Source organism: Aporhodopirellula rubra, assembly GCF_014192335.1.
Taxonomy (GTDB): Bacteria; Planctomycetota; Planctomycetia; order Pirellulales; family Pirellulaceae; genus Rhodopirellula; species Rhodopirellula rubra.
Genome location: NZ_JACHXU010000024.1, coordinates 40,458 through 65,628 on the forward strand (window position 1 = coordinate 40,458; position 25,171 = coordinate 65,628).

Here is a 25,171-nt window from a genome sequence, read left to right on the forward strand (position 1 = left end):
CTGGAGAAATGCGATGTCTAGTAGAGGACACCATCGACCGGTTCGAGTTTGTCGGGCCATTCTGTCTCACCCAACATTTGTCGAATGTTGATTTCGATCGTGCGTGACAATGCGAGCGTTGGGGTGTCTGAGGGGCGATTGCTGAACGGGTCCTGTAGATAGATCGCAACGTGATCGACCAGGAGGAATCCCAGTGAGAGAGAGAGTGAGATGAAAATGAGCCCAGGCGTTGGAACCTGAACCAAACCGAATGGCAGAAAGAGCACGAAACCGTAGATGAGTCCGTGTACCATCCGGCTGTAGAGGGCGGGAAAGGGAGTGTTTTTGATACGCTCGCAACCGCCCATCGAATTCGTGAGTCGTGTTAGCGTTCGTTCCAATTCGACGAACTCATAAAGCTCGATTTGATTTTGTTCCCTCAATCGCCGAAGTTCGATGGCTTGGCGATGCAAGATCGCATTGGGAACGTTGTTGCTGGTCCGATACGTGTCGATCTCATCACGGCCGATGAGTTCATCCATTCCAATGAATGGATCTCCGGCACGGAGATTACGACTCAACGCGTAACACCACGCAGCGTGCCTAAACGCCATCTGTTGAACCGTTGGACTGATCTCTTTGGAAACATTTTCTGTTTTTGAGAAGGCGATCAGTTGGCGAACCCACGTGCGGGAATCGTTCACGATCGCGCCCCACAAGGTTCTCGCTTCCCACCATCGGTCGTAGCTTGAGTTCGTTCGGAAGGCGAGCAAGAGTCCGATGACGGTGCCCAAGACACCAAGAATCGCGATCGGAAATTCGTATTCCTCGAGGTGGTAGGCGATGTCGATCCAAGAGACCAACAGCACGTACCCTATGATCGGGAGCATGGGCAACCATAACTCGCCCACCATGCGCCATGTGCTCCGAGACGTATCAACAATCATCAGTCAATCGGCAACGCTTTTCTACGAGTTTGGAAATCGGTCGTGACTTTGTAAGCAACCGGCTATCGTGCCGGGATGGCCAGGACGGGACACGGAGCGTGCCGCAGCACTTTTTCGGTCGTTGTCCCACGTAAAACGTCGAGCAGTCCTTGCTCGCCATCGGTCACCATGATGATCAGGTTGACTTTGGCGTCGCGTGCGAAGGAGAGGATTTCGGTGGCTGGGTCGCCTTGTTGAGAGATTCGCCGGACGTTGCGAGACGTACCAGAGATTTCAACGTGTGGGAACTCGGACTCCGCCCCGACATGCAGCAACGTCATGTCAGCCTGCTCGTCACCAAATGCCGCCATCGCTCGGAGGCCTCGCTCAACAGCTTCCTCGGCGTCGGGTTCATGATCAACCGGAACCAATACGTGATTCATGGTCACGCGGCCGGTTTCGACGTCCACACATCCACGCGAGTGTTTGGGGACGAACAATGTCGGGATTGAGAGATTCGAAACTTTGTCGGCGACACGTTCTGCGGTCGATGGTATCAACAGTGATGCGAATCCATCACGTCCCGCTGTCGATAGCACGACCATGTCGATCGGTCTTTGTTGGCAATACTCCGCGATTGCGTCCGGGACGTCGCTGCCATAGCTGACCACTTCGGAAATCTCAATTCCGAGATCCGTGACATCCGACCGTGCGTCACCCGACGCGATCAATCCCCATGTTTCCAGCATTGTTCGGATCGAAGGAAACTGGTTCCAGTCTTCAACTGGAACGTCGTCTTGGTCATCCCCGTACGCGGCGGGATCGGTTTCAACGTGCAACAGATCGAGAGTCGCCTTGTTGTTGACTGCGATACGCACCGCATGAGCCAACGCGACACTGGATTCAGTGCTGAAGTCGGTCGGATGCAAAATGAATCGGGCGGGCTTGCTCACGTTGTTAGGAAATTCCGTATTCGGCGCTAAGGTGTTTGACGGACCGGTGTGAACCCATTGGGGATCGCCCCCGGGGCTCGTATTCTAGTCGGAGGTTTTATCAGGTGACGATGTGATGCTAGCCTTGTCCACTGATGCCTCAGGAGTTGCGAGATCAGGTTTGCTCGTTCGCCATTCCGCGAGTCGCTGGAACACGACAAAGAATGTGGGAACAAACAGCAGCGAAAACACGGTCGCGGCCAGCATCCCGCCAACGACGGCATTGCCGACCGCTTGGCGACTCGCCGCACCCGCTCCCGTTGCCACTAAGAGAGGCAGGAAGCCGAGGATCGAGGAGAATGCGGTCATCAAAATCGCGCGGAAACGCAGGGTCGCGGCCTTGTGGGCGGCTTCGCCAATCGGGAGCCCTTTGCGTCGTTCCTCACTGGCGAACTCGACGATCAGAATCGCATTTTTGCTGGCCAACGCAACCAGCAACACGATCCCGATTTGCGTGTACGTATCGTTGGGCATGCCACGAACGACGAGCGCCAGAACTACACCGAGCACCGCGAGCGGCACGACCGCGATGACGGCAGCGGGACTCGTCCAGCTCTCGTATTGGGCAGCGAGAACCAGGAACACCGCGAGAACGGCCAGCAGGAAAACAGTCGCCTGTCCGCCGCTGGCGATTTTTTCTTGCAGTGACATGCCCGTCCAGGCGAACCCGAATCCAGGAGCCATTCGCGAGTCCGCCATCTGTTCCATCAGTTCCAACGCTTCGCCGGAGCTGGTTCCCGGAGCTGCGGCGCCGTTGATTGCCGCACTGGGGTACAAGTTGTAACGGCGTACCACTGAAGGCCCGAAGTTCTCCTTCACGTTTACGATCGCACCGAGAGGAATCATTTGGCCGGTGCTGTCGCGAACGTCGAGCTCCTCGATATCGCTGGGCGAGGCCCGGAACTCTGCTTCGGACTGAACGCGGACTTGATAGGAGCGATTGTTGTAGGTGAAATCATTGACGTAAGCCGATCCTAAATATGCTTGCAGCGTTCCGAACACGTTTGCCAGTGGTACGTTAAGGTTCTTGGCTTTCACGCGGTCCACATCGGCAAACAATTGCGGGGCGTTGGCGCGAAACGATGAGTTCAACCCCGTCAATCCCGTCTGACCGTTGCCCGCGGCGACCATGTCCTCCGCAGTTGCTTGCAGAGCGTCGTATCCCGAACCGCCTTGGTCGAGAACTTCCATCTGAAATCCGCCTGCCGCGCCGAGTCCGTCGATCGGTGGCGGAGCGAAGGCGAACACGATTCCACTTTGGATTTTATTGAACCTTTGTTGCAAATTCGCTTGAATCGCCGTGATGCTCTTTTCGGGTTCTTTCCGTTCGTCCCACGGATCCAGAATGATGATGGCTAAGCCGAGGTTCGATCCGGCATACCCGCCGAGCAGCGAGTATCCGGCGATGGAGAGGTTGTCCGAGATGCCTGGAACTTCGTCGTAGATGTCTTCCAGTTGTCGCATGACCGTACGGGTGCGTTGGCTCGATGCGGAATCAGGCAATTGCACGTTGACGAACAAGTAGCCTTGGTCTTCATCCGGTACGAATCCGGTCGGCAAAGAACTGATTCCTGCCCCCGTGGTGATGACCAAGGCGACGTACGCCACCATCACAAACAGTACCAAACGGACGAACCATCGGATCACAAAACCGTACGCCGATGTCGACGCGTCGAAACCGCGATTGAACCAGCGAAAACCGATGAATGTGGATTCCTGAGGTGCCCGCAGAATGATTCCGCACAACGCGGGGCTGAGCGTCAGTGCGTTGAGTGTGCTGATCAGCACCGCACCGGAGATCGTCAACGCGAACTGACGAAACAGTTGCCCGGTGATGCCGCCCATGAACGCGCTGGGCACGAACACCGCGAGCAGAACCAGCGTTGTTGCGATCACGGGGCCCGTGATTTCGTCCATCGCCTTGACCGCCGCATCTTTGGGTTTCAAACCGTTGGCAAGGTGTCTCGTTGTATTTTCGACGACCACAATCGCGTCGTCGACTACAATCCCGATCGCCAACACGATCGCAAAGAGCGAGAGCATGTTGATCGAAAAACCAATGATGCTCATAATCGCAAACGTACCGATCAGAGAGACCGGGATTGCCACGACCGGAATGATGGTCGCACGCCAGTCTTGCAAGAACACGTAAATGACCAAGACCACCAATAACACTGCGATCATGAGAGTGTTGTAGACTTCTGCGATCGACGCTTCGACGAACAGAGTGGTGTCGAATCCGACCGTGTATTCCAGTCCACTTGGCCAGTTGTTGTTGGACCGGAGTTCTTTCAGTTTTGTCCGAACCGCTTCGGCGGTGGTCATCGCGTTCGCTTCGGGCAACTGATAAATCGCAATCGATGCCGAGGCTTGCCCGTTGAATCGCGAGTCGAACGTGTAGTCCTTGCCACCGAGTTCGACCCGAGCGACGTCCTTGACGCGAAGGGCTCTGCCGTCCGCACCGGTGGCGATGATGATCTCTTCGAACTCTTCCTTTTCGACTAACCTTCCCCGCGCACTGACCGTCAATTGATAGGCGGTTCCATCAGGAGCAGGCGGTGCACCGATTTGACCGGCGGCGACTTGCACGTTCTGTTCCTGGATCGCGGCAACGACGTCTGCTGTCGTTAGGCTTCGTTGTTTGAGTTTTCGCGGATCGAGCCAGATTCGCATGCTGTAGTCACCGGTACCAAACACCTGGACTTCGCCAACACCGTTCACGCGGCTGAGTTCATCTTTGACCGTTAACGCATAATTGCTCAAGAACAGCCCGTCATAGTCGCCATCGGGAGATGTCAACGAGATGAATTGGAGGATTTGCGTTGATTGTTTCTTTGTCGTGATCCCTTGGGCCCGAACCTCCGAGGGAAGTTGAGCTTCGGCAATCGCGACACGGTTTTGAACCAACACGGATGCAATGTCGGTGTCCGTCCCCACTTCGAACGTTACGGTCAAGTTGTAACTGCCATCGTCGGAGCTATTCGACGACATGTAGATCATGCCTTCGACGCCGTTGACCTGTTGTTCGATGGGAGTCGCGACGGTTTCAGCAATTGTTCGTGCGTCACCGCCGGGGTACACGGCCGAAACACTGATCGTGGGTGGTGCGATCGGTGGGAATTTTGCGATCGGAAGTGCGCCGAACGAAACGAGTCCCGCGATCATAATAATGATCGAGATGACGGACGCGAATATGGGGCGGTAGATGAAGAAGCGTGACATCAGACGATTGCTTTCTTTCGATTCATTCGACTTCGGAAGTGGTCGTTTCGGCGTCGCCTGTCGCAGGGACTGCATCAACTTTGTCAGACTCGCCGCTGTCCGACGGATCCGGATCGGCGATTCCCCGCATCAATTCGAGATCACTCACCTCTACCGTCGTATCCGTGGCGTTGACTTCTAATCCGGGCCGTGCCCGTTGGACTCCATCGATCACGATACGCGAGTCCATCGTTAATCCCGATTCGACCACGGACCAACCGCTGACGTTTTGCGAAACCGAAACATTAGCCCGTTCCACCTTCTTCTCCGCGTTAATCACCAGGCAGTATTGCCCGCGTTGGTCACGCAGCACTGCATACTCAGGAACCAACGTGACTTTCCTAGGGTCACCCAACGGCATGCGGATTGTGACAAATAGTCCGGGAATCAATAGGTCATCCGCGTTCTCAAATACCGCTCGGAGTCCGAGCGTCCCCGTCGCCGGATCGACTCCTTCCTGGTCGACGTAATCTAGGAACCCCGTGATCGGAAACCCATCGTCGGATTCGCGCCTCAGGTAAACCTTGATCGTGCTCCAATCAGGTTCGGTCAGCTTGGTGTCGGGCGGCAACGCTGCGCGTTTGGCCTTCATCAACCTCAAAATCTCGCGGTCACTGACGCTGAAGTTGGCGAACATTCTTTCGTGATTGACCACCGCGGTCAGTTTGGTGCCGTTCTCGACCAAGTTCCCTGTTTTGACGTCAGTCTTCGCGATACGACCGTCGATCGGTGACGTAACGGTGGTGTATCCCAAATCAAGTTTGGCCTGTGCCAGAGTCGCTTCACTGCGGCTTTTGTCAGCGATTGCGGCTTGTACGTTCGCCTTCGCTGATTTCAACGCCGCTACCGCCGCGTCGTTCTCGGCAATCGCTGCATCGAGTTGAGCTTGTGAGCCCGCTTGCTTTTCCATCATTGATCGTTCGCGGACGAGGTTCTGCGCCGTTCGCATCGCTTCGGCTTCGGCGGTACCGACCAAAGCCTTTGCGACTTCGATAGCCGCTTCGGCGGATTCGACGCTCGCTTGGGCGGAATTCACGGCTGCTTCATATTGATCCGGCTCGATTTGATAGAGCACCTGTCCGGCGGTGACTTCTCGGCCGGGTTCGAAATCGATTGATTCGACAAAGCCTAGAACTCGTGATCTCACGTCGGCTTCTTCCACCGCCTCGACGACGCCGTTCTGTTCCATGAACGGTGTGATCTGTTGCTGAACCGGAGTCGTGACGGTCACATCCGGCGGTGGCGGAGGTTGGTAGTCATTCTTGGCTGAATTGCAACCGATCATGAAAGCGAACATGACGGTAACCGGCAAACCAACAAGGAGGCTCGTTTGAACTCGTTTCATCGTCCCGTACCGATTTGTCGTGGATGAGTGTGAAGGAAGTCGCGTGTGAGCGATTCAGCAACGTCGAAAAATGATGGGCGGTGGCATGTCGTTTTGGCCTGTCTATCAGGATAGGCGATATCGCAAGCTCGCGTTAGCCGATGACGATCGGACGGATGAGACTTTATCGAATTCATGTTTGGTTATTCTCGAGTTCGTGATGCGTTGGCGATGTGCACGCCGACGAGACGCGCGATCACGATTGCTAAATACAACTGACCGATCAATGCCTCCAACGTTGCGAAGCTGCGAGCGGGCCGTGACACCGGTTGGATGTCGCCATAGCCGAGCGTTGTCAACGTCACATTGCTGAAATAGAGAAGTTGCCCAAACCGATCCTGATGGCCGGCAGCATCGTTCTCATGCACGCTCAAACTGAATGATTCCGGCTGGAACGTCTCCAGCAACGAATACAACAACGCGAACAGCAATCCGATAATGAAATAGATACAGACCGCCCCAATGATTCGATTGAGGTCGCTCAGTCCTTTTGAGAAAACGGATTCACCCAACGCCAGCAGCAACAGCGAAAAGACGACAAAAAAACACAAATCGCTGATTACGAGAGACCATACGGAACTCGCAAACTCACTGTACGAAATGAGAGCATAACCTAAGACGCCCGCAGCCAACGCGATGAACGTCCACGTCTTCGATTGTGAGAGCGTTCGCAACGCGGAAAACACGACGAATAGCAGGGTGAAGTTAAAAACAGATCGCTGCACCAAATGTTCGGACGACAAGAAGCTTTGGCTGATTTGCAGAAACACCAGCGTCAACAATAGCTCCAGATGACTGAGCGGACGCATGAATCCACGCTTGCTCGGTTCGTTCGGTTGCGCCAATATCATTTAACAGGACCTTTGCATCGTGCAACCACGTTACCAGCATCAAGAACGTGCCGCTCAACTTTTTCGCCGTAAACGATGCCGCTTTGTCGACAAGGATTATCGGGATTCGGAGTGCGACGAATCGTCACACTTGCGTACGTCGGATATGGAGGCTCATCATAACCACGTTCACGATACATGCATGCCAGCTTTGCGAGCGATTTGCGTTGTTACAGCATGCACAAAGTTGAGCATACCGAGATGCGGTGATGACATCGATCGGTCTCGACGGGCATTGATTGAAATGGCGGAAGGCAATGCATTCACGACGAAGGAATGCACTACGCAAGTTGAGGTGGAAATGCGAGTTTTGAAACCCGCTGGTCTCACCCTGAGTCGGGTTATGTGGTTCGTGCCGGATGGGAACCCGCACGACACGGAATTTGCTAGCCCGTTTTTCGTTTTTTCGTCTCATCCCATTCAAATTGAACATAGGTTTTATAGCCGGTAGTTTGGTGATTACCGGCGGAGCCGGGGGGCTTCCTTCTTGGGCAGCGTCGCATTACGCGGTGACGCTGTAAGCGTGCTCCCGGTGTCAATCAACTCAAGCTATTCGCCTAACGCTGCGATTAATCGACGGTTACTGATCGAGAACGTTCAGTATAGTGCGCGTGTTTCGAGTGCGTCCGATACCACGACGCTTCGGCAATCCATCAATCCGACGTTTCGCCGAATCACGAATCTCGTTACCAACATTCGCGATCGGGCGATGGCGTCCGCGCAAGGGGAGCGAGCGTATTCGCAGTCGGCGATCGATGATGCCCTCGCCGAAATCAGCAATCTGCTCGGCTCGTCTCTTGATCTCGGTGGCCCCGATAACGCGGTGCTCAAGGGAGTCAACGCGAATCAAATCGCCAACGTTGAAGTGCTGTCGCTTCCGTTGGGCAAGTCCCTGACGTTCTCCGGTGGCGTCACCACGCGTGAACGTCCGGCGAGTGTCGTCATCAAGGAAACGAGCCAATTGATCCAAGGCGGTGGCACGCTCTCGGTCGACAGCGGTAACGGGCAGAAGAACATTACCGTTCGGGAGGGAACGTCGCTCGCGGGATTGGTGCGTACCATCAATTCGAACAATTACGGTGTTCTCGCCAGTAACGTGGACGGTCGGTTGCAACTCGCTTCGCGCGATCCAAATGCCAACGCATCGCTGTCGGTCGACGTCCGTCCAATTCGCGTTGTTGGAGGATCGCTCGCACCGACGATCGAAGGTCAGAATCTCACTCAGGTCGCAGACGTCGACATCAGCGATCTGCGTTTGGGGCAGTCGGCAACATTGCAAGGGACACGCGATACTCTCGCAACCTCCGCAACGGTTACGTACGTTGGTGATGGAAACGGATTGGTCAACGGTACGGCTGCGTTCGATGTGACGGGCGCCTACGGAACCGTCAATATTTCGGCCAACGAAGGCGAAACGCTCACTCAGTTAGCCACGCGAGTCAACGATGCCGCCGATTCATCCGGCGTGACCGCAGAAGTGGTCAATAACGAATTGCGATTGCAATCAGTGGAGAGGGGAGCCGCCTCGCAGATCCGCGTCGACAATGTCGTGCCACACTACGAGTCCTCCGTCGAAGGCGTGAACGCACAACAGATCGACGCTTTTGAATTGACTGACATTGCTGACGGTTCCGAGGTGACACTCACTGGCAGTATCACCACGGCCGCCGATGAAGCACACGCGACGTACCACGGAGGCACCGGAGGCGTTGTCGCGAGTTCCGCAACGTTCACATTGACCGGTGACATCGGCAGTGCGGAGTACTCGGTTACGGAAGGAGAGTCGTTGACGGATGTTCGTGATCGCATTAACGGCGAATCGTTGACGACGGGAGTCACTGCGACCGTCGATGGCGATGAACTCACGTTTAGCAGTCAAGCGGCGGGCTCTGGCTCATCCGTGCAGGTTTCTGTTTCCGAAATTGGTCCCAACACCGAAGTGGCCGGGGTTAACGCGAGCCAATTCGGCTCCTTTGAGGTGGTGACTTCAGCAGCAGATCCCGGAAGCGTGTTGAAAGGTAAGGTCGCTATCGCGGCCGCGCAAGCAGCGTTGGTCTATGAGGGAAGCAACGGTCAAGTGAAAGACAACTCGCTCTTGTCGATCACAGGGAATCTCGGCAGCACGACAATCTTGATCGTGAGGAATCAGTCGTTGGTGTCGGTGCGTGATTTGATCAACTCGAACACGGATGAAACCGGAGTGGTCGCGATGGTTTCGGGCGATGAACTGACCCTCAAAAGCCAAACTTACGGTTCATCCGCAATCGTGGCAGCGGAGGCGGACACAGGAAAGTTTGACACCGCCGGCGGTGACGGAGAAGGCAACGCGACGGGCCTTGATGCGGAGCTGATTATCAACGGCGACGCCGTGACGGCCGATGCCAATCATGTCACGTATAGCGACGGTGTCGGCAGCTATTCGTTCGAGGTCGAGGCCGGATTTTCGGGAACGTTGGACGCAATTACAGTCAACGCGAGTACGGGCAACGTATCTGGAGTCAACGCCGCTCAAGTATCCGGTTTTACAGTGGATTCGCTCGAATCCGCGCCGTCGCAGACGTTGAACGTTGAGGTCAACACAGAGGCCGAGCGTGGGCAACTGGTTTACCAAGGAAAAAGCGGAGAGATGAAAGACGCCGCCGATGTCACGATCAGTGGTGAGTTCGGTAGTGCAAGCTTTAGTTTTGCGGACAAACAATCGCTCGACTCGGTGCGCGACGCAATCAACGCGGAGACGTCCTCGACGGGAGTCACCGCAACCGTTTCCGGAAACGATCTGACACTGGAGAGTGTGAATGAGGGGACTCAAGGCACCGTGTTGATCTCGCTCGAGTCAGGGAAGTTCAACACGAATGGCGGCGATGGCAACGGATCGGCTGCAGGTGTCGACGCAGAGGTTACGATCAACGGGGAACAAATGACGGCCAACGGCAATCGACTCTCCTATGCAGATGGGTTTGGGACGTATTCGATCGGCCTCGCCGAAGGATTCACGGGTGTCGCGGATTCGGTGACGGCGACTTCCAATGAAGGTGAATTCACGATCAGCGGTGTCGATGGCTCCGGCGTAGCGACTGGCGTTGATGCCGAGGCGAGTATTAACGGGCAAAACGTGATTGCGGACGGCAACGATTTCCAATTCACGATCGAGGACGCGGACGTTTCCTTTACATTGGCATCAGGGTTCAGCGGCGGCTTGAACCCGATCACGCTTCGCTCGACGCCGTCGACGTTCGACGTTGCCGGCGCCGATGAGTACGGTTCCGCGTGGGGTAGCGACGCAACGGCAACGATCAATGGCGTGACTTACACGTCGTCTGACGATGTGTTTGACATTGATGTTGATGGCAGCAGCGTTACGTTTGAGTTCAGCGAAGACTATGTCGGTGCCTTTGACCCGATCGACATTGCCGGCGCAACGTCGGAAGTTCGTAGGTCCTATTCGGGCAACAGTTACCGGGCACATGGTGCGGAGCGAGTGATCGAGCTCAACGGACAAAGTCTCGCGTTTGAGAATGGACGATATATCGCGGAGCAAGAGGGCATTCGCTTGGCTCTGACGCTGGCGGATGGATTCCAAGGAACGTTTGACGCGTTTTCCGTCAGCGCCGGCGGTAATGTGAACCTAGCACCGATTGCGGATATTTATGATCCGTTAGAAGGTTATGCCTTGGAAGCAACCACGCGAGCGTTGGGTGACCTGTTCGAGTTTGCGTCCGGAGGCCATTATTCGGAAGCTGATGCGAATCCGTTCGCTGCCGTTCATTTAGCCGCCACTGCGTTATTGCAGTTGCAAACGCTCGCCGGTGGGGAATCGTTACCCCAAGGGCGATCGCTGAAGGGAGTATTTCTAGACCAGTACGCGTGAACGCCGCGAACGAACGCGAATCGCGAAATAGGATTATCTTGTTCCGCGTAACGCTTCGATCTCAGTACGAGCTGGGAGGCTCGGTTGCGCTCCTTCGCTGGTTGCGGCGAGTGCTCCTGCGGCACTCGCGAAACGCACCGCGTCGGCGAGATCGTCACATTCTGCCCAACGAACTGCCAACGCGCCGGCAAACGCGTCACCGGCCGCCGTTGTATCGATCGCTTGAATCGGGACAGGTGCAATGTGTTGACAACGTCCATCGGCACAAAGGAGCGTCCCGCGTTCTCCCAATGTGATCACAACGTTCTTGGCACCACGTCGATGCAACTGCTTCGCGGCCTCTTCCGCGTCTGCGATAGTTTCGATTGGAATGCCCGTGATTTCGCCGGCTTCGGTTTCATTGGGACAAATGAGATCCACTTCCAGTAAACGATCTGTCCAATCGTGAGGCACGGGTGCGGGATCCAAAATGCAGCGAACGCCCGCGTCCCTAGCGATTTGAGCCGCCGCGAGCACCGTCGCGGTGGGAATTTCTAACTGCATCAGCAGTACGTCCGACGCCGTAATCGTGTCTCGGCAAACAATCACATCGTCGGGTGTCACGCAACCGTTCGCACCCGCGACCAGCAGGATCGAATTTTCACCGGAGTCCTCGACCGCAACGATCGCTAACCCGCTCGCACATCGCGGAGTCGTGCGCACCGACTGACTGTCCACTCGATGTTCGACCAAATTCGTGATGAGTCGTTGGCTGAACGCATCGTCACCCACGCGTCCGATCATGCGAACGGATCCACCAGCCTTGGCGGCCGCGACGGCTTGGTTGGCACCCTTTCCCCCGCAGACTTCACGCGAGGACGATGCCGATACCGTTTGCCCTCTCGTGGGCAACGTCGCGCAGCGTATCATGACATCCATATTGATCGAACCCAAAACAACCACGTTCGGTGGAGGCGTTTGTAACGGACTCTCGCGGTCGTCAGCTCTGCTCATTTCGTCGTCTGGTTCGAGTTTCTTATCATGGTTTCCAAAACGCTAACACGTTCCGAAAAGCTGAAACGGTTTGAGCTAGGTTTTCCACGTCTCTCAGTGAGCATAGTGACCACCCGTTGGTTTCACTAGCGTTGGAAAGGCGGGAGGGTCGCAGCGAAATTTTGCATTTTTTTTCGTTTGAACTGTTTAGATTTGCGGTCCGCGATTCGTTTATGTGAAAGGGCAACGGAAACCGCGGCGTTTGAAATGAATGATTTCGCGAAATCCAATCGTTAGATGTGCACGTCTGTTGGAGTGTTGTCTTGGAATACGATAGTGTCTTCCTGGATGGAGCAATCGGCAGATAATAGAAGACTGCCAGTGACGATCAGTGCCATCAAAGCAGTTGTCTATCTACAATGTTTCGGAAACGCATGACATTTCGGCGCAGGTTTACTCGCCTCGCGTGCGATATCGGATACATCCTCGCTATTAGAACTCCCTCGACTCGATCGTAAATCGCACAATGAAATACCCCGTTATTGTACTCTTGTGTGGATTTCTCTCGATTTCGATATCCGATGTCTCGGGCAAGGAATACTCGGTTTCATCCCCGGACGGTCAGGCCACCGTCAAATTGGGGTGTAGCGACTCAGATCTCGACTATGAGTTGAGCTGGAATGGACAAACGCTGATCGAGAAATCGCCGCTGTCGATTTTGACGCGTCCACGATACAAAGTTTTGTCGGTCGAAACCAAAATGATCGACGAATGTTGGAAGCCTGTCTGGGGGGCCTTCTCCCAGATCCGTGACCACGCCAACGAGCTGGTGCTGAAACTCGAGATTTCAGGCGTTGAGGTTGAGCTGAAGTGCCGCGTTTACAACGACGGAATCGGGTTTCGTTTTTCGGCTCCGTCTCAACCGGATCTGCGAGATAAGCGATTTGAACTGTCGGTTGATTATCGGGCAAAGTGCGAGTTCAGCGCGTACTGGGGCGAAGCCGGATCGCGGTCGCCATCGGGGCCGATTCGATCCAACGCCATGGGCCGATCGCGAGCGAAAATGGTCGCGTTGCCTTTCGTCATGCATCTCGATAGCGGCCAATGGGTTGCCTTGCTGGAATCGGATTTGTATTCCGCCGAGTTGTTTAAAACGGGACGATTTTTAATCAAACCAAACACGTCGACGATCCAAAGTGTCGCTCGATTCACCCCGCGAAACGACGGGTTTATCACCCCGTGGAAAGTCGTTCTTTTCGGCAACCAAGCTGGCGATCTGCTGACCAACGTTGTGGCATTGAATCTCGCGGCACCGTGCAAAATGCAGGATGCGAGTTGGATCCAGCCGGGGAAGGGGCTTTGGGATTGGCGGATTCACGGTTACGACAATGGTTCGTTTGAATACGGGATCGACACCCGTAGCTACCTTCGTCAGATTGATTTCTGCGTTGCTCATGAAATCGAATACCTAACGATCGATGACTACTGGTTCACGTCAGCGAAAGACGGCCAATTGGAAGTCTCGCCAGACGTCGATATCGAAGCAGTCATCCGATATGCAAATGACCACGGCGTGCGCGTGATGTTGTATTACGATGAGCACAAAGGGAAATTCGGTGACGATCGCATCTTTGATCATTACGCTCATCTCGGTGCGGTTGGAATCAAGTACGGATTTCGAGGAAACAACGTCCCCTTCACGAGACAGGCCATTCGAGCAGCCGCTGATGCAAAGCTGATGGTTTTCTTTCACGACGGGCCCGTACCAATGGTCGGCGTCGAACGAACGATGCCGAACATGATCTCACGTGAATATGGTCACGGCCAACAAGATGCTCGCCGCGTCTTTACACCAAAGACGTTTTTGAAGACAGCGATGATCAATGGGTTGGTAGGTCCGCTCGATCTTTCTAACGGCAACTTTGGGATCGAAAGCATCAATGCTGGCGAACGGATGAAGGGCCCGAAAGAGAAAAACAGCTACGTTACGACCGTCGTGAGTGAAGTCGCGCGGTGCCTGATTATCAACAGCGCTCTGGTGACGTTGCCCGACGCGCCTGAAGAATACGACAAGAAAGCCGACCTGTTTGACTTTCTCGAGCAGATGCCCGTGACGTGGGATGACACGAAAGTTCCCAACTGCCAGATGGGCGAATTCCTGACGGTGGCCCGTCGCTCCGGCGATGTTTGGTTCGTCGGCAGTGTTAACAGCGAGTCGCATGCCCGCGAAATTTCAATCCAGCTGGATTTTCTGACAGAGGGGATCAGCTACGAGGCCAAATTGTATCGGGACACCGAAGAGACCGATGGCATTACCAACCCTGAGTCCTACGAAGTGGTGACTCGAACGGTTGAAAGCGGGCAATCGCTTTCGATCAATATGGCGTTGGGCGGAGGGCACGCCATGATACTGACGCCGATACCATAGACCGACATCCCGGCGAACGCTCACTCGTAGCGATCGAGCTTGGCAGATTTGGGCGGCATGCCTCCGTGGCAGGGTTCGCGATAACGTCGAAGGGAACTGCTCTTGAAAAGCGTCAATTGAACGCATTTGCTTGTCGCAATTCATCAAAGCAATGTCGCAAGTCGCGATTGAATGGCGGCTGCAATGGACGAGCATGTGCATTGCGATTTTGGCGAGATCATCCGCCTCTTTTGGGAGCGTTTTGCGTTGGCATTTGAAACGGCGTAGCGTGTCGCATTTCCGTTGCATGTCGCGTATCGAGGTTCCGTCATGCCCCGTGATCGTCGAGCCACGATTGGGAACTTTCAATTTTCAGCAGACGGTATCGTTTTAACAGGTCATCCGAGCGAATGAAGTTCAACTGCTCTTTTCGAGTTTTTATCGCCGTGCACCAGTTGCTGATTGTGTCAGGTGGCATCACTTCGGGTGACGACCCGATGGAAGCCTCGATTCTCGCAAAAGCGGACCGGCCTTGGTTTGCCCAATTTATGGTGGGTGAACCCATTGTCGCGGGCATTTAGGAGAAATCGAAAGCGGGTCGTGTCCTGCGACGTTCTGTCAAACCCATCGAAATTCGAGCGTAGGCGATTCAATTTGACCAGGAATGAATGAGATAACACGAAGTCATTTTCGCTTCTATTAATGGTGCCTGGAAGGCACACTCGTTGGTTGAAAAGCCCTGCCGAACAATCCCCGCGTGCCACAGCAATCGCGAACTAATCATGAATCAATCCACTTCAAAATTGAACGTCGTCGATAGCTGTTGCTCCGATGCGCAGTGTTGTTCGCCTAAATCAACTGGTCGTCGCGGATTTATTAAGGCGACGGGGCTATCTGCTGCGATGCTGCTCGCCGGGCGCAGCGGTGTGATGGCGGGCCCCTTTTCGGACAGTGAATTGGATCATCCGATCCCGGCGGATAAGAAGCTGAGTAAGCAGTGGATTGAAAGCCTCTATGCACGCGGCAATCCGATGACAGCTACGGGGGACGATTTGAAGTACATCGGCATGCCGATCAATGGTATTTGTACCGGACAGGTTTATCTCGGCGGTGATGGACGATTGTGGCGTTGGAATTTGGACGGGGCTCGTGACTTTAAGAAGGAAACGCCGAAGGGGCCACGATTTTTGGAGCCGGATGTTGCCGCGAGTCCGATGAGTCAAGGGTTTGCGCTGCAAGTCCACGGTGTCGGGTCAGAGAAAACGCATACTCTCGATGAGCACGGTTTTGCGGATGTGACGTTCACAAACCACTTCCCGATGGCGACGGTGGACTATGTCGACCCGGACTGCCCCGTGAGCGTCAAACTCGAAGCGTGCACGCCTTTCATTCCGCTTAATCGCGATGATTCGAGTTATCCAGTGATCGTGATGCGTTATACCATCACGAATACATCTGATAGCGAGCAAGAGGTTGTGATCGCGGGATGGATTGAAAACTTTTCGAACCGCAAGTCCGGGATAAAAGCGAAGGGCAAAAAACATTGCGTTTATCGCGAGCTGGAAGGTATTTCAACCGTTGAGTGCTTCGCGAATTTGGACAATGCGAAGCTCAAACGATCCGCGGACTATGGCAACATCGCGTTGGGATTGCTCGGCGACGACCGGCCGACGATCGTTGACATTGATCGCGGACAGCCTGGCGCCGATGGGATTTTTGATACCAGGTCAAACGAGGTAGAACATCGACAGGTGAGCACTCGCGATTTCGATCAACGCGGATTTGCCGCCATGGGGAAGACGTTGTCAATTGGGCCAGGCGAGTCGGAAACGGTTACCTTTACATTGTCGTGGCGATTCCCGAACGTCGAGTACAGCCGAGTGTTCGGCAAGAAAACTTCGCTCGGAATAAATCACTACGCGACGCAGTTTCCAACGGCTGCCGATGCAGCTCGAACGGTCGCAGCGAAGCAGGAGGAACTGCTCGGTGCCACTCAGATGTGGACGGATACATGGTATGACTCGACGCTTCCCTATTGGTTTTTGGAACGCACTTTCGTGACGCTGAACTGCGTGCAAACGCATACAGGACAGCGTCTGGCAAAGGGACAGGAACCGGAACACTACAATTTTGACGAAGGGGTCAAGTGTTGCCCGGGGAATTGCACTCACGTTTGGCATTACGCGCAGGGCCTCTCGCGGATTTTTCCTCAGATCGAACGAGAAAATCGAGATCAGGTCGAGTATGGATTGGGGTTTGATTCTAAAACTGGCAGCATTCGTTTTCGCTATACCGATCCCAAATTTGGTGACGCCATTGATGGAAACTGCGGCACGATTCTGCGTGTGCTGCGTGAGAGCCAAATGTCTGATGACCATGCGTTCTTACATCGTCTATGGGATCGTACCCGGCTTTCGATGGACCATGTCATCGCGAAATGGGATCCCGATGAGGACGGACTGCTCGAAGGTTCTCAGCACAACACTCTCGACGAGCCTTGGTTCGGCCAAGTCCACTGGCTCATCAATTTGTATCATGCTGCGTTGAAGGCGTCGGCGGTGATGGCACGGCAAATGAACGAGCCAAACGTTGCGCGTCGATACGAGGCCATTGTGGCGAAGGGAGTGCCGGGAATGGTTGATCTGCTTTGGAACGACGACTTCGGCTATTTCATTCACAAACCTGGTCCAGGGAAAGACGAAGGGCACGGTTCCACCAACGGTTGCCACATCGACCAAATACTCGGCGACTCGTGGTTATGGAACTTGGGGATCGAGGGAGTGCTGCCCAAAGATAAGGTGCGTCAGACACTTGAGTCTCTATGGAAATACAATTTCGCACCCGACGTCGGTTTGTTTCGTGAAAAAATGACGGACGGACGTTGGTATGCCGCGGCCGGCAACGCGGGATTGATCATGTGTAGTTTTCCTTATGGCAAAGTCGAGCCGAAGAGCGGGAAGAAGAGCTACGCGGGATATCTAAACGAGTGCATGACGGGGTTTGAGTGGCAGGTCGCCGCACACATGATTTGGGAAGGCATGGTCGAGAAAGGCCTCGCTATCGGTAAGGCAATTTATGACCGGTATTTGCCGCAAGATCGCAATCCGTACAACGAGGTTGAGTGTAGCGATCATTATTCCCGTGCGATGGCGAGTTACGGTGCGTATCTTGCAATATGTGGCTACCGCTACGATGGCCCGCAACAACGGCTCGCATTCGCGCCGCGATTGACACCGAATCGTTTTCGTGCCGCATTCACCACTGCTACCGGGTGGGGCAGTTTCTCACAAACCGCCGGTGACGGAAAACAAGCAGCATCGATTGACCTCCGCTACGGGACCCTCGACTTGAAAGAACTGAGTCTTGATCGCGTTGAAGGCGTTGCGCCGAATCAAGTCAACGTGGTTGTTGATGCAGGTCCGATTTCGACAACATTCCAACAAGTGAAAGATCGCTATGTGATACAGTTTGATTCACGCGTGCGTCTGAACGCCGGACAGAAGATGGAGATTCAGATGACGTGAATAAGTAACCCGTATCCTGATGATTGATGGTGCGAACACTCGCCATTTCGTTGAAAACTCGCTCAGTTAGTACGCCCGACTGCAATGCAACACGCTCGATGTATAGAATTGATGGCTAATGACGCACTTGAAAACGAATCTGTTGTGTCCCAGATCGTGAAAGGTGGCGTGCCGTTCCTTAATCGGAGCGAGAGGCCCCGTGCTGGTTTGCGATGTCGCAGTGATATTTCCGAACACTCATGAACTCGGATGAATGTTGTTCGGGTGAGGTCCCCTTCGGCTCACATTGTTTTCCTTAATCATAAGTCACCGCAGCATTCGAGTTGACTCGACCGCGTTGTGAGCCGCTTAAAGATCAAATTGCCAACAGAAACGTTACGAATTCCCTCGAAAGACAAACGAATCCCGCATGAACAACTCAGCTCGCTTTCGCATCGTCGCGCTCGTGCTACTGTTACTTACTTCTTCCGCAGTGTCACATGCAGGTGCGGCGGTGTCTTCCCCTACCCGACCACCCAACGTCGTCGTCTTTCTCGTTGATGACCTGGGGTATATGGACGTTGGTGCGAACAACCCGGATTGCTTCTACGACACGCCGAACATCGGTCGACTATCCCAATCAGGAATGCGGTTTACCGATGGTTATGCCGCGAACCCGGTCTGTTCACCGACGCGTTACAGTCTGATGACGGGGAAGTATCCGACTCGCGTCCAAGCGACAAATTTCTTTTCGGGGATGCGTGGCGGTACTTTCAAACCTGCTCCGCTGAACAATCATATGCCGATCGAGGAAATCACGATCGCGGAAGCGTTGAAGACGAAAGGCTATGCGACCTTCTTCGCGGGGAAATGGCATCTCGGTGAATCCGAAGAGTACTACCCACAAAACCAGGGGTTTGATGTCAACATTGGCGGATATAGCCGTGGAGGTCCTTATTCCGGAAAACGCTATTTCGGACCATTCGAAAACCCACAAATGGAAGTCGAGAGTCCCGAGGGTGATCACTTGCCCGATCGATTGGCTCGTGACACGGCAAAGTTTATCGACGAGCACAAAGACGAACCGTTCTTGGCTTACCTCGCGTTCTACTCCGTTCACACACCTTTGATGGGACGTCCCGATTTGGTCGAAAAATACAAAGAGAAATCCGAAGCGGTCGAGGGCGAAGAGTTCGCAGACGAAGAGCAGGTCATCGGTAAGAAGCCGCGTAAGGTTCGTGTTTTGCAAAAGCACGCCGTCTACGCCGCGATGGTCGAGGCGATGGATCAAGCCGTCGGGAAGGTCCTCAAACAGATCGAAGATTCGGGGCTCGAAGACAATACCATTGTTGTGTTCACGTCTGACAACGGTGGCCTCTCAACGTCAGAAGGAAGCCCGACGAGCAACCTGCCGCTTCGCGGAGGCAAAGGTTGGGTTTATGAAGGTGGCGTTCGTGAACCGTGGATCGTGCGTTATCCAGGCGTGACGAAACCGGGGTCGGAATCGTCGACACCGATCTGTTCGATCGACTTGCTGCCAACGATTGCGTCCGCTGCGGGTGTTGAAATCGAGCATTCGATCGACGGAATCGATATCCGCCCAGCACTCGAAGGGGGGGCGCTCGATCGTGACGCACTGTACTGGCACTACCCACACTACAGCAATCAAGGCGGTATCCCGGGCGGTGCGATCCGGGTTGGGAAGTACAAACTGTTCGAACGCTACGAGGACGGGCGGGTTCATCTGTACGATTTGGAAGCCGACCTTAGCGAGAGCAAAGACCTCGCGGCAGAAATGCCGGAACGGGTTCAACAGATGCGAAAGAAACTTCATGCGTGGTACCAGGACGTCGACGCGAAGTTTTTGCAACCCAAAGAGGGCCGGCAGCCCTGGAAGCCAGAGTATCTTCAATAGGAATCCGAGTCGCCGGTTCCGGGTGATTCGGTCGCCGTGTCTGACGGCTCGCTCCGCCGAATGGGGCGGGCGGTTTCTCATGTCCCCAAATTCATGTCTCGCTTTTCTAGCTGATTATGTTCGATCGACGACTTCTGATCTGTTGCGTTCTTGTTGCGTGCTGGGCCGCTGATGTGGCTTTGCCGATCCGAAATGTCAACGCCGAAACCGTGGAAATTCGTCCGCCGAACATCGTATTGATCCTGGCGGACGATCTCGGATACGGCGATATTCAGTGTTTGAATCCAGACAAGGGGAAAATCGCAACACCTGCCATCGATCGATTGGCTCAACAGGGGATTCGTTTTACTGACGCGCATTCGACATCTTCGGTTTGCACTCCGACGCGTTACAGCATTTTGACGGGACGATACAACTGGCGAACGACGCTACAGCGGTTCGTTCTGTACGGTTACAGTCCACCGATGATTGAGGAAGGACGCCCGACTGTCGCGGACCTTCTCAAACGAGAAGGCTACGCGACCGCAGCCATCGGGAAGTGGCATGTCGGAATGAACATTCCGCTCACTGACGACCGCCCGGTGAAAGGACACAATCCGCAGAATATCGATTGGTCGGGTACCATCAGCGGCGGACCGACCGAACGTGGGTTCGACTACTATTTCGGCATCTCCGCTTCGTTGGACATGACGCCGTATATCTACATTGAGAACGACCGCTTCGTCGGTGAAGGTAGTGTCGTGAAAGCGTTCGGTTTTCGCAAAGGCCCCGCGGAACCTGATTTCGAAGCCGTCGATGTTCTGCCAATGACGGCTTCGAAGACGATCGAATTCATCAACGGACAATCCGCATCGAAACCGTTCTTTGCATACGTTGCGCTGACGTCCCCTCATACTCCCGTCGTTCCGTCGAAAGAATGGGAAGGCAAAAGCGAACTGGGACGTTACGGTGATTTTGTGATGCAAACCGATGCGGTCGTTGGCGAAATCGTCGATGCCATCGACGCTGCCGGTTTCGGTGACAATACGCTGGTGCTTTTCACGAGTGACAATGGTTGCTCCAAAACAGCCAAAATTCCAGACCTGCAATCAAAGGGGCATTATCCGAGTGCGCATTTGCGAGGTTCCAAAGGCGACCTTTGGGACGGTGGACATCGCATCCCAATGATCGCGCGGTGGCCGGCGGTGATCGCGCCAGGCAGCGTTTCGGATGAATTGATTTGTCAATCCGATTGCATGGCAACGTTTGCGGACATGATTGATGTACGCGTGCCGGAGAACGCTGGGGAGGACAGCGTTAGTTTTCTGCCCGCGTTGCGAGGTCAGTCGATCCAATCGAGTCGAGCCGGCCTGATTCATCATTCCATTGACGGGTATTTCTCATATCGTCAGGGAAAGTGGAAATTGTTGCTGGCGAAGGGATCGGGCGGTCTCACTTCGCCACGCGAATACGAGGTCTCGGGAGGAAGCCCGATCGCGCAGTTGTACGACATGGAGGCCGATCCCGGCGAGTCGAACAATCTGTATGAATCAAATCCTGAGGTCGTTAAGCGATTGCTCGAGCAACTCACCTCCGATATCGAGCGCGGACGCAGTACTGAGGGCGCTCCCGCAAAGAACGATATCGAAAATATCGTTCTTTGGAAGCAGCCGAAGAAGTGAAGGCTTTGCATGATCGATGGCCAGGTTTGACGAGGCGCTAGTGCGGGGTGTTTCGCTGCCGCGCCAATCGTCATGACATGGTTGGCCGGTTTCCAAAGTGATCAATTCCGACGGCCTGCGCATTCTCAGACGCATGCCTGCGAGTTAGTGTACAGGAACGTGTTTTGCTCGCACGTTCTTCGCTACGCATACCGCCAATGGCGCCCCCATGGAAACCTATCTCGCTCTCGCTACTTCGCTCGGCCTTGGTCTCCTCGTTGGGCTGCAGCGAGAGTGGAAAGTATCCGAAATTGCGGGGATACGCACGTTTCCTTTGATCACGATTTTGGGAACGCTGTGCACGATGGTCGGCGACGACCAACGCGGATGGATGTGTGCGAGCGGTCTGTTGGCGATTACTGGACTGCTGATGATGGCAAACGTCGCGAAATTCCGTGCCGGACAATTTGACGCAGGCATGACAACCGAGATCGCAGCACTGTTGATGTTCGCGGTGGGGTGCGCCTTGGGCGTGGGCAGAAGTGGGCCGGCGATTGTGACCGCCGGCATCGCGGCCGTTTTGCTTCACTGGAAACGCCCGCTTCACGGGTTCGTCGGCGCGATGACTGACAAGGATCTGCGGTCGGTCATGAATCTCGCATTAATCGGGCTCGTCATTCTTCCGGTCCTTCCCAACGAAACTTACGGCCCCTACGGAGTTCTTAATCCTTACGATATCTGGCGAATGGTCGTTCTGATCGTCGGCATCAGCATGGTGGCGTATGTTGCCTATAAGTTGCTCGGTGCGAAAGTCGGTGCGATCCTTGGCGGGGTTCTCGGAGGACTGATCTCGAGCACGGCAACGACGGTGAGTTACGCTCGGCAAACGAAAGACGCACCAGAGATCAGCGGGATGGCAGCGTTGGTGATTTTGATTGCGTCTACGATTGTCAACTTTCGCGTGTTAGTCGAGATCGGTATCGTCGCCCCCGAACTGCTGAAGGTTGCCGCGTATCCGATCTCCGCGATGCTGATTCTGATGGCGATCGAGTGTCTCGTGCTCTACGTGCCGCTGAGGCAAATGGAATCGCAACCGGCCGATCACGACAATCCCGCACAAATGAAACCCGCGATCGTGTTCGGCGTCCTTTATGCGTTGGTGCTATTCCTGGTCGCCGCGGCAAAGGAGATGTTTGGCAACAACGCTCTGTACTGGATCGCGGGAGTTTCTGGACTAACCGACATGGATGCCATCACGCTATCGACGGCCAAAATGTTTAACGACCACCGCGTCGATGCGGGAACCGCGTGGCGCGTGATCCTGGTCGCGACGTTGTCCAACCTGTTCTTCAAAGCCACCGCGGTCGCTTTCCTGGGCAGCCGTAAACTGCTGGCCTACGTCATCGTGACGTTCGGAATTGCCGCGTTGGGTGGTGGCCTGCTGCTCGCACTCTGGCCCTGAGGCCCGTGTGGCGAAACCTACGTGCTGATGTGGGCCGACCGTGTTCAATATGAACCAGGCAAGGCAGCACGACGTGGAGCGGAGGCAACTTTTCCGAATTGGATAGCGGTCGGTGCTGTGATTCCATTGTGCGAGGTCGGACCGATTTGGACCGTCCAATCTCGCAAACGGGATAGGCTCACTGTTTGCTTATCGCATTTGGTGTTGACGGAACTCCTTCGGAACAACGTCGGTGATAGGACAAAAATTCCGTGATTGCAGTCCGTGCAGTTTGCCTTAGGGACAGCAAGGCAACGGCAATGAATCGTTCCATTTTGACGTGCAGCCGTATGTGATTGAGCGGCTGAACCCTGTGGGTGCCATCAAGGTTGTTGCAACCACGCGTGCCTCAGTAAAAGAGTGGCATCGATTGGCGATTGAAAAATGGATGGACTGCATTCTTGATTTGAAGAGAGAGTTGGCTGCCGTTGCGGAATGAGGTTATCTTGCCAACTCTTTGAGTTGCAGAAATCGCTTCCGCATCTCGCCCAATTTCACCGCATGCTCAGGATTGCTAGCGAGATCCTTTTCCTCGATTGGGTCGTCCGTCAGATCAAATAGTTGTTCGCGTTCGAACTCCGGCCAGTACATGTATTTCCAGCCTTTGCGAACGAGGGCTTCGGACGCCGGGATAAACTCGGTGGTCTTCAGCATGGGATGTTCGTAAAAGAACTCTTCTCGCCACTGTGGTTTTTCGCTGGCGAGATAGAGCGTACTGAAATCACGGCCCTGCATGGTTTCGGGAGCATCGATCTTTGCCGCGGCCAAGATCGTTGGCGCGAGATCCACGTTCAACGTGAACTCATCGTTGGTTTGGCCGCCGATGTTCTTGGGCATCCGCGGATCACGCACGATCAATGGCACACGAATACTCTCTTGATGTGGGTACCACTTGTCCGCCAATCCATGTTCGGCGTGGTAGTAGCCGTTGTCGGTCGTGAAGATAACCAGAGTGTTTTCATCGATACCCTGCTCTTTCAGTTCAGCAAGAATGCGACCGCACGTCGTGTCGACTTCCGTGGCCAAGCGATAATAGTTCTTCATCATCGTTTGATATTTCTGCGGCGTATCAAAACGCCAGTGCCATCGGTTACGACCTTCATTCTTTTCATTTCCCACGAACTCAGGCAATCGCTCAAAAGATTCTTGAGTTGCGTTCACCGGGACAGGAATCGTGACGTCTTGATAGGGGTCCATGCTTTCAGGTTGCGGCAGGAACTGCAGCGGGTTGTGATCTTCCGCATGCGTGGCAAAAAACGCAACGGTCAAACAAAACGGTTTGTCATCCGGGCGAGTCTTCAGGAATTCTAGTGCGTCATTCTCGTTCTTCTGCGTGACATGAATCTTTGTTCCATCAGGTTGGTCAATCCAATGGGTTCCCGCGTAGACGCGGCTGAAGTCAAATTGCTGTGCGGGAATCCTGCCGTTGTGCCACTTGCCGACATGGCCGACGTAGTAACCATGATTACGCAACAAACCAGGGTAGCCTTCTTCCCAAGGCGTCTTCCATGGTTTAAAGGACTGATTTCCGTGGCGGGACATCCATTGGCCCGTAAAAAGCGTCGCGCGGCTGATTCCGCAGATCGCCGTGGTGACGCAGTTGTGAGTGAAGCGGATTCCCTCACCGGCCAGCTGATCGAGGGTTGGGGTTTTGACAATGGGATTTCCCGCGACCCCCAAAGTGTCATGCCGCCAATCGTCGGCGTAGAGAACCAGTATGTTCATACGACTCGGCGGAGCAGTGCCCTCGTCAGCGTCGCACGGTTGCATATCGGATTGGATTGACACGGCCAATATGCAGAACAACACCGAGAGGCAGGTCGGCTTGGGAAATTTGTGTTTCATTGGATTCGATTCGATCGGGAAGCTGATTGTTCTGAAATGATTAGTATCTGAACCAGACCCTTCGGCACTCTCTACGCTTAAGCCTCAG

At 54.5% G+C, this 25,171-nt stretch carries 13 protein-coding genes; 6 read left to right on the top strand and 7 right to left on the bottom strand.

Annotation, left to right across the window (positions count from 1 at the left end; all coding sequences use genetic code 11):
• Positions 1 to 17: 17 nt before the first annotated feature.
• The 5 genes from FHS27_RS24800 to FHS27_RS24820 all read right to left on the bottom strand — a co-directional run bounded on the left by FHS27_RS24800 (position 18) and on the right by FHS27_RS24820 (position 7,393).
• Complete coding sequence (locus tag FHS27_RS24800; protein WP_261363961.1) at positions 18 to 926, bottom strand: bestrophin family protein; 909 nt, start codon at positions 924 to 926, stop codon at positions 18 to 20.
• Positions 927 to 988: 62 nt separating this feature from the next.
• Complete coding sequence (locus tag FHS27_RS24805) at positions 989 to 1,858, bottom strand: universal stress protein (protein WP_184308115.1); 870 nt, start codon at positions 1,856 to 1,858, stop codon at positions 989 to 991.
• Between the two features lie 84 nt (positions 1,859 to 1,942).
• Positions 1,943 to 5,119, bottom strand: coding sequence for an efflux RND transporter permease subunit (locus FHS27_RS24810; RefSeq protein ID WP_184308117.1), 3,177 nt, complete (start codon positions 5,117 to 5,119; stop codon positions 1,943 to 1,945).
• 22 nt (positions 5,120 to 5,141) lie between these two features.
• Positions 5,142 to 6,503, bottom strand: a complete 1,362-nt coding sequence (locus FHS27_RS24815; protein ID WP_184308119.1) for an efflux RND transporter periplasmic adaptor subunit — start codon at positions 6,501 to 6,503, stop codon at positions 5,142 to 5,144.
• Positions 6,504 to 6,685: 182 nt separating this feature from the next.
• Entirely contained in the window at positions 6,686 to 7,393 is a 708-nt protein-coding gene (locus FHS27_RS24820) for a potassium channel family protein (RefSeq protein ID WP_184308121.1), read from the bottom strand.
• Between the two features lie 571 nt (positions 7,394 to 7,964).
• On the opposite strand from FHS27_RS24820, the gene FHS27_RS24825 reads away from it, so the two are divergent.
• Positions 7,965 to 11,300 carry a beta strand repeat-containing protein gene (locus tag FHS27_RS24825; RefSeq protein WP_315854684.1) on the top strand — a complete coding sequence of 1,112 codons (3,336 nt, stop codon included), beginning with the start codon at positions 7,965 to 7,967 and terminating at the stop codon, positions 11,298 to 11,300.
• Positions 11,301 to 11,333: 33 nt separating this feature from the next.
• On the opposite strand, the gene rbsK is transcribed toward FHS27_RS24825, so the two are convergent.
• The gene (rbsK, locus tag FHS27_RS24830) at positions 11,334 to 12,293 is read right to left on the bottom strand and encodes a ribokinase (protein ID WP_184308125.1); all 960 of its coding nucleotides are present in this window, start codon (positions 12,291 to 12,293) and stop codon (positions 11,334 to 11,336) included.
• 505 nt (positions 12,294 to 12,798) lie between these two features.
• On the opposite strand from rbsK, the gene FHS27_RS24835 reads away from it, so the two are divergent.
• The 5 genes from FHS27_RS24835 to FHS27_RS24855 all read left to right on the top strand — a co-directional run bounded on the left by FHS27_RS24835 (position 12,799) and on the right by FHS27_RS24855 (position 23,199).
• Positions 12,799 to 14,700, top strand: a complete 1,902-nt coding sequence (locus FHS27_RS24835; RefSeq protein WP_184308127.1) for a glycoside hydrolase family 97 protein — start codon at positions 12,799 to 12,801, stop codon at positions 14,698 to 14,700.
• Between the two features lie 761 nt (positions 14,701 to 15,461).
• Positions 15,462 to 18,203, top strand: coding sequence for a GH116 family glycosyl-hydrolase (locus tag FHS27_RS24840; protein ID WP_184308128.1), 2,742 nt, complete (start codon positions 15,462 to 15,464; stop codon positions 18,201 to 18,203).
• Positions 18,204 to 18,612: 409 nt separating this feature from the next.
• Entirely contained in the window at positions 18,613 to 20,097 is a 1,485-nt protein-coding gene (locus FHS27_RS24845) for a sulfatase (RefSeq protein ID WP_184308130.1), read from the top strand.
• 173 nt (positions 20,098 to 20,270) lie between these two features.
• Positions 20,271 to 21,758 (top strand): sulfatase family protein, encoded by a 1,488-nt coding sequence (locus FHS27_RS24850; RefSeq protein ID WP_390854508.1) that lies wholly within the window; start codon positions 20,271 to 20,273, stop codon positions 21,756 to 21,758.
• Positions 21,759 to 21,966: 208 nt separating this feature from the next.
• Entirely contained in the window at positions 21,967 to 23,199 is a 1,233-nt protein-coding gene (locus FHS27_RS24855) for an MgtC/SapB family protein (protein ID WP_184308138.1), read from the top strand.
• 480 nt (positions 23,200 to 23,679) lie between these two features.
• On the opposite strand, the gene FHS27_RS24860 is transcribed toward FHS27_RS24855, so the two are convergent.
• Positions 23,680 to 25,008: a sulfatase family protein gene (locus FHS27_RS24860; RefSeq protein WP_246420873.1), complete on the bottom strand. Its 1,329-nt coding sequence runs from the start codon at positions 25,006 to 25,008 to the stop codon at positions 23,680 to 23,682.
• Positions 25,009 to 25,171 lie beyond the last annotated feature (163 nt).

Excerpts from the sequence above, each read along its gene's own strand:
- FHS27_RS24810 (WP_184308117.1), bottom strand. The coding sequence starts at position 5,119 with ATGTCACGCTTCTTCATCTACCGCCCCATATTCGCGTCCGTCATCTCG.
- FHS27_RS24820 (WP_184308121.1), bottom strand. The coding sequence starts at position 7,393 with ATGATATTGGCGCAACCGAACGAACCGAGCAAGCGTGGATTCATGCGT.
- FHS27_RS24845 (WP_184308130.1), top strand. The coding sequence starts at position 18,613 with ATGAACAACTCAGCTCGCTTTCGCATCGTCGCGCTCGTGCTACTGTTA.
- FHS27_RS24855 (WP_184308138.1), top strand. The coding sequence starts at position 21,967 with ATGGAAACCTATCTCGCTCTCGCTACTTCGCTCGGCCTTGGTCTCCTC.
- FHS27_RS24840 (WP_184308128.1), top strand. The coding sequence starts at position 15,462 with ATGAATCAATCCACTTCAAAATTGAACGTCGTCGATAGCTGTTGCTCC.
- FHS27_RS24835 (WP_184308127.1), top strand. The coding sequence starts at position 12,799 with ATGAAATACCCCGTTATTGTACTCTTGTGTGGATTTCTCTCGATTTCG.
- FHS27_RS24815 (WP_184308119.1), bottom strand. The coding sequence starts at position 6,503 with ATGAAACGAGTTCAAACGAGCCTCCTTGTTGGTTTGCCGGTTACCGTC.
- rbsK (WP_184308125.1), bottom strand. The coding sequence starts at position 12,293 with ATGAGCAGAGCTGACGACCGCGAGAGTCCGTTACAAACGCCTCCACCG.
- FHS27_RS24800 (WP_261363961.1), bottom strand. The coding sequence starts at position 926 with ATGATTGTTGATACGTCTCGGAGCACATGGCGCATGGTGGGCGAGTTA.
- FHS27_RS24860 (WP_246420873.1), bottom strand. The coding sequence starts at position 25,008 with ATGCAACCGTGCGACGCTGACGAGGGCACTGCTCCGCCGAGTCGTATG.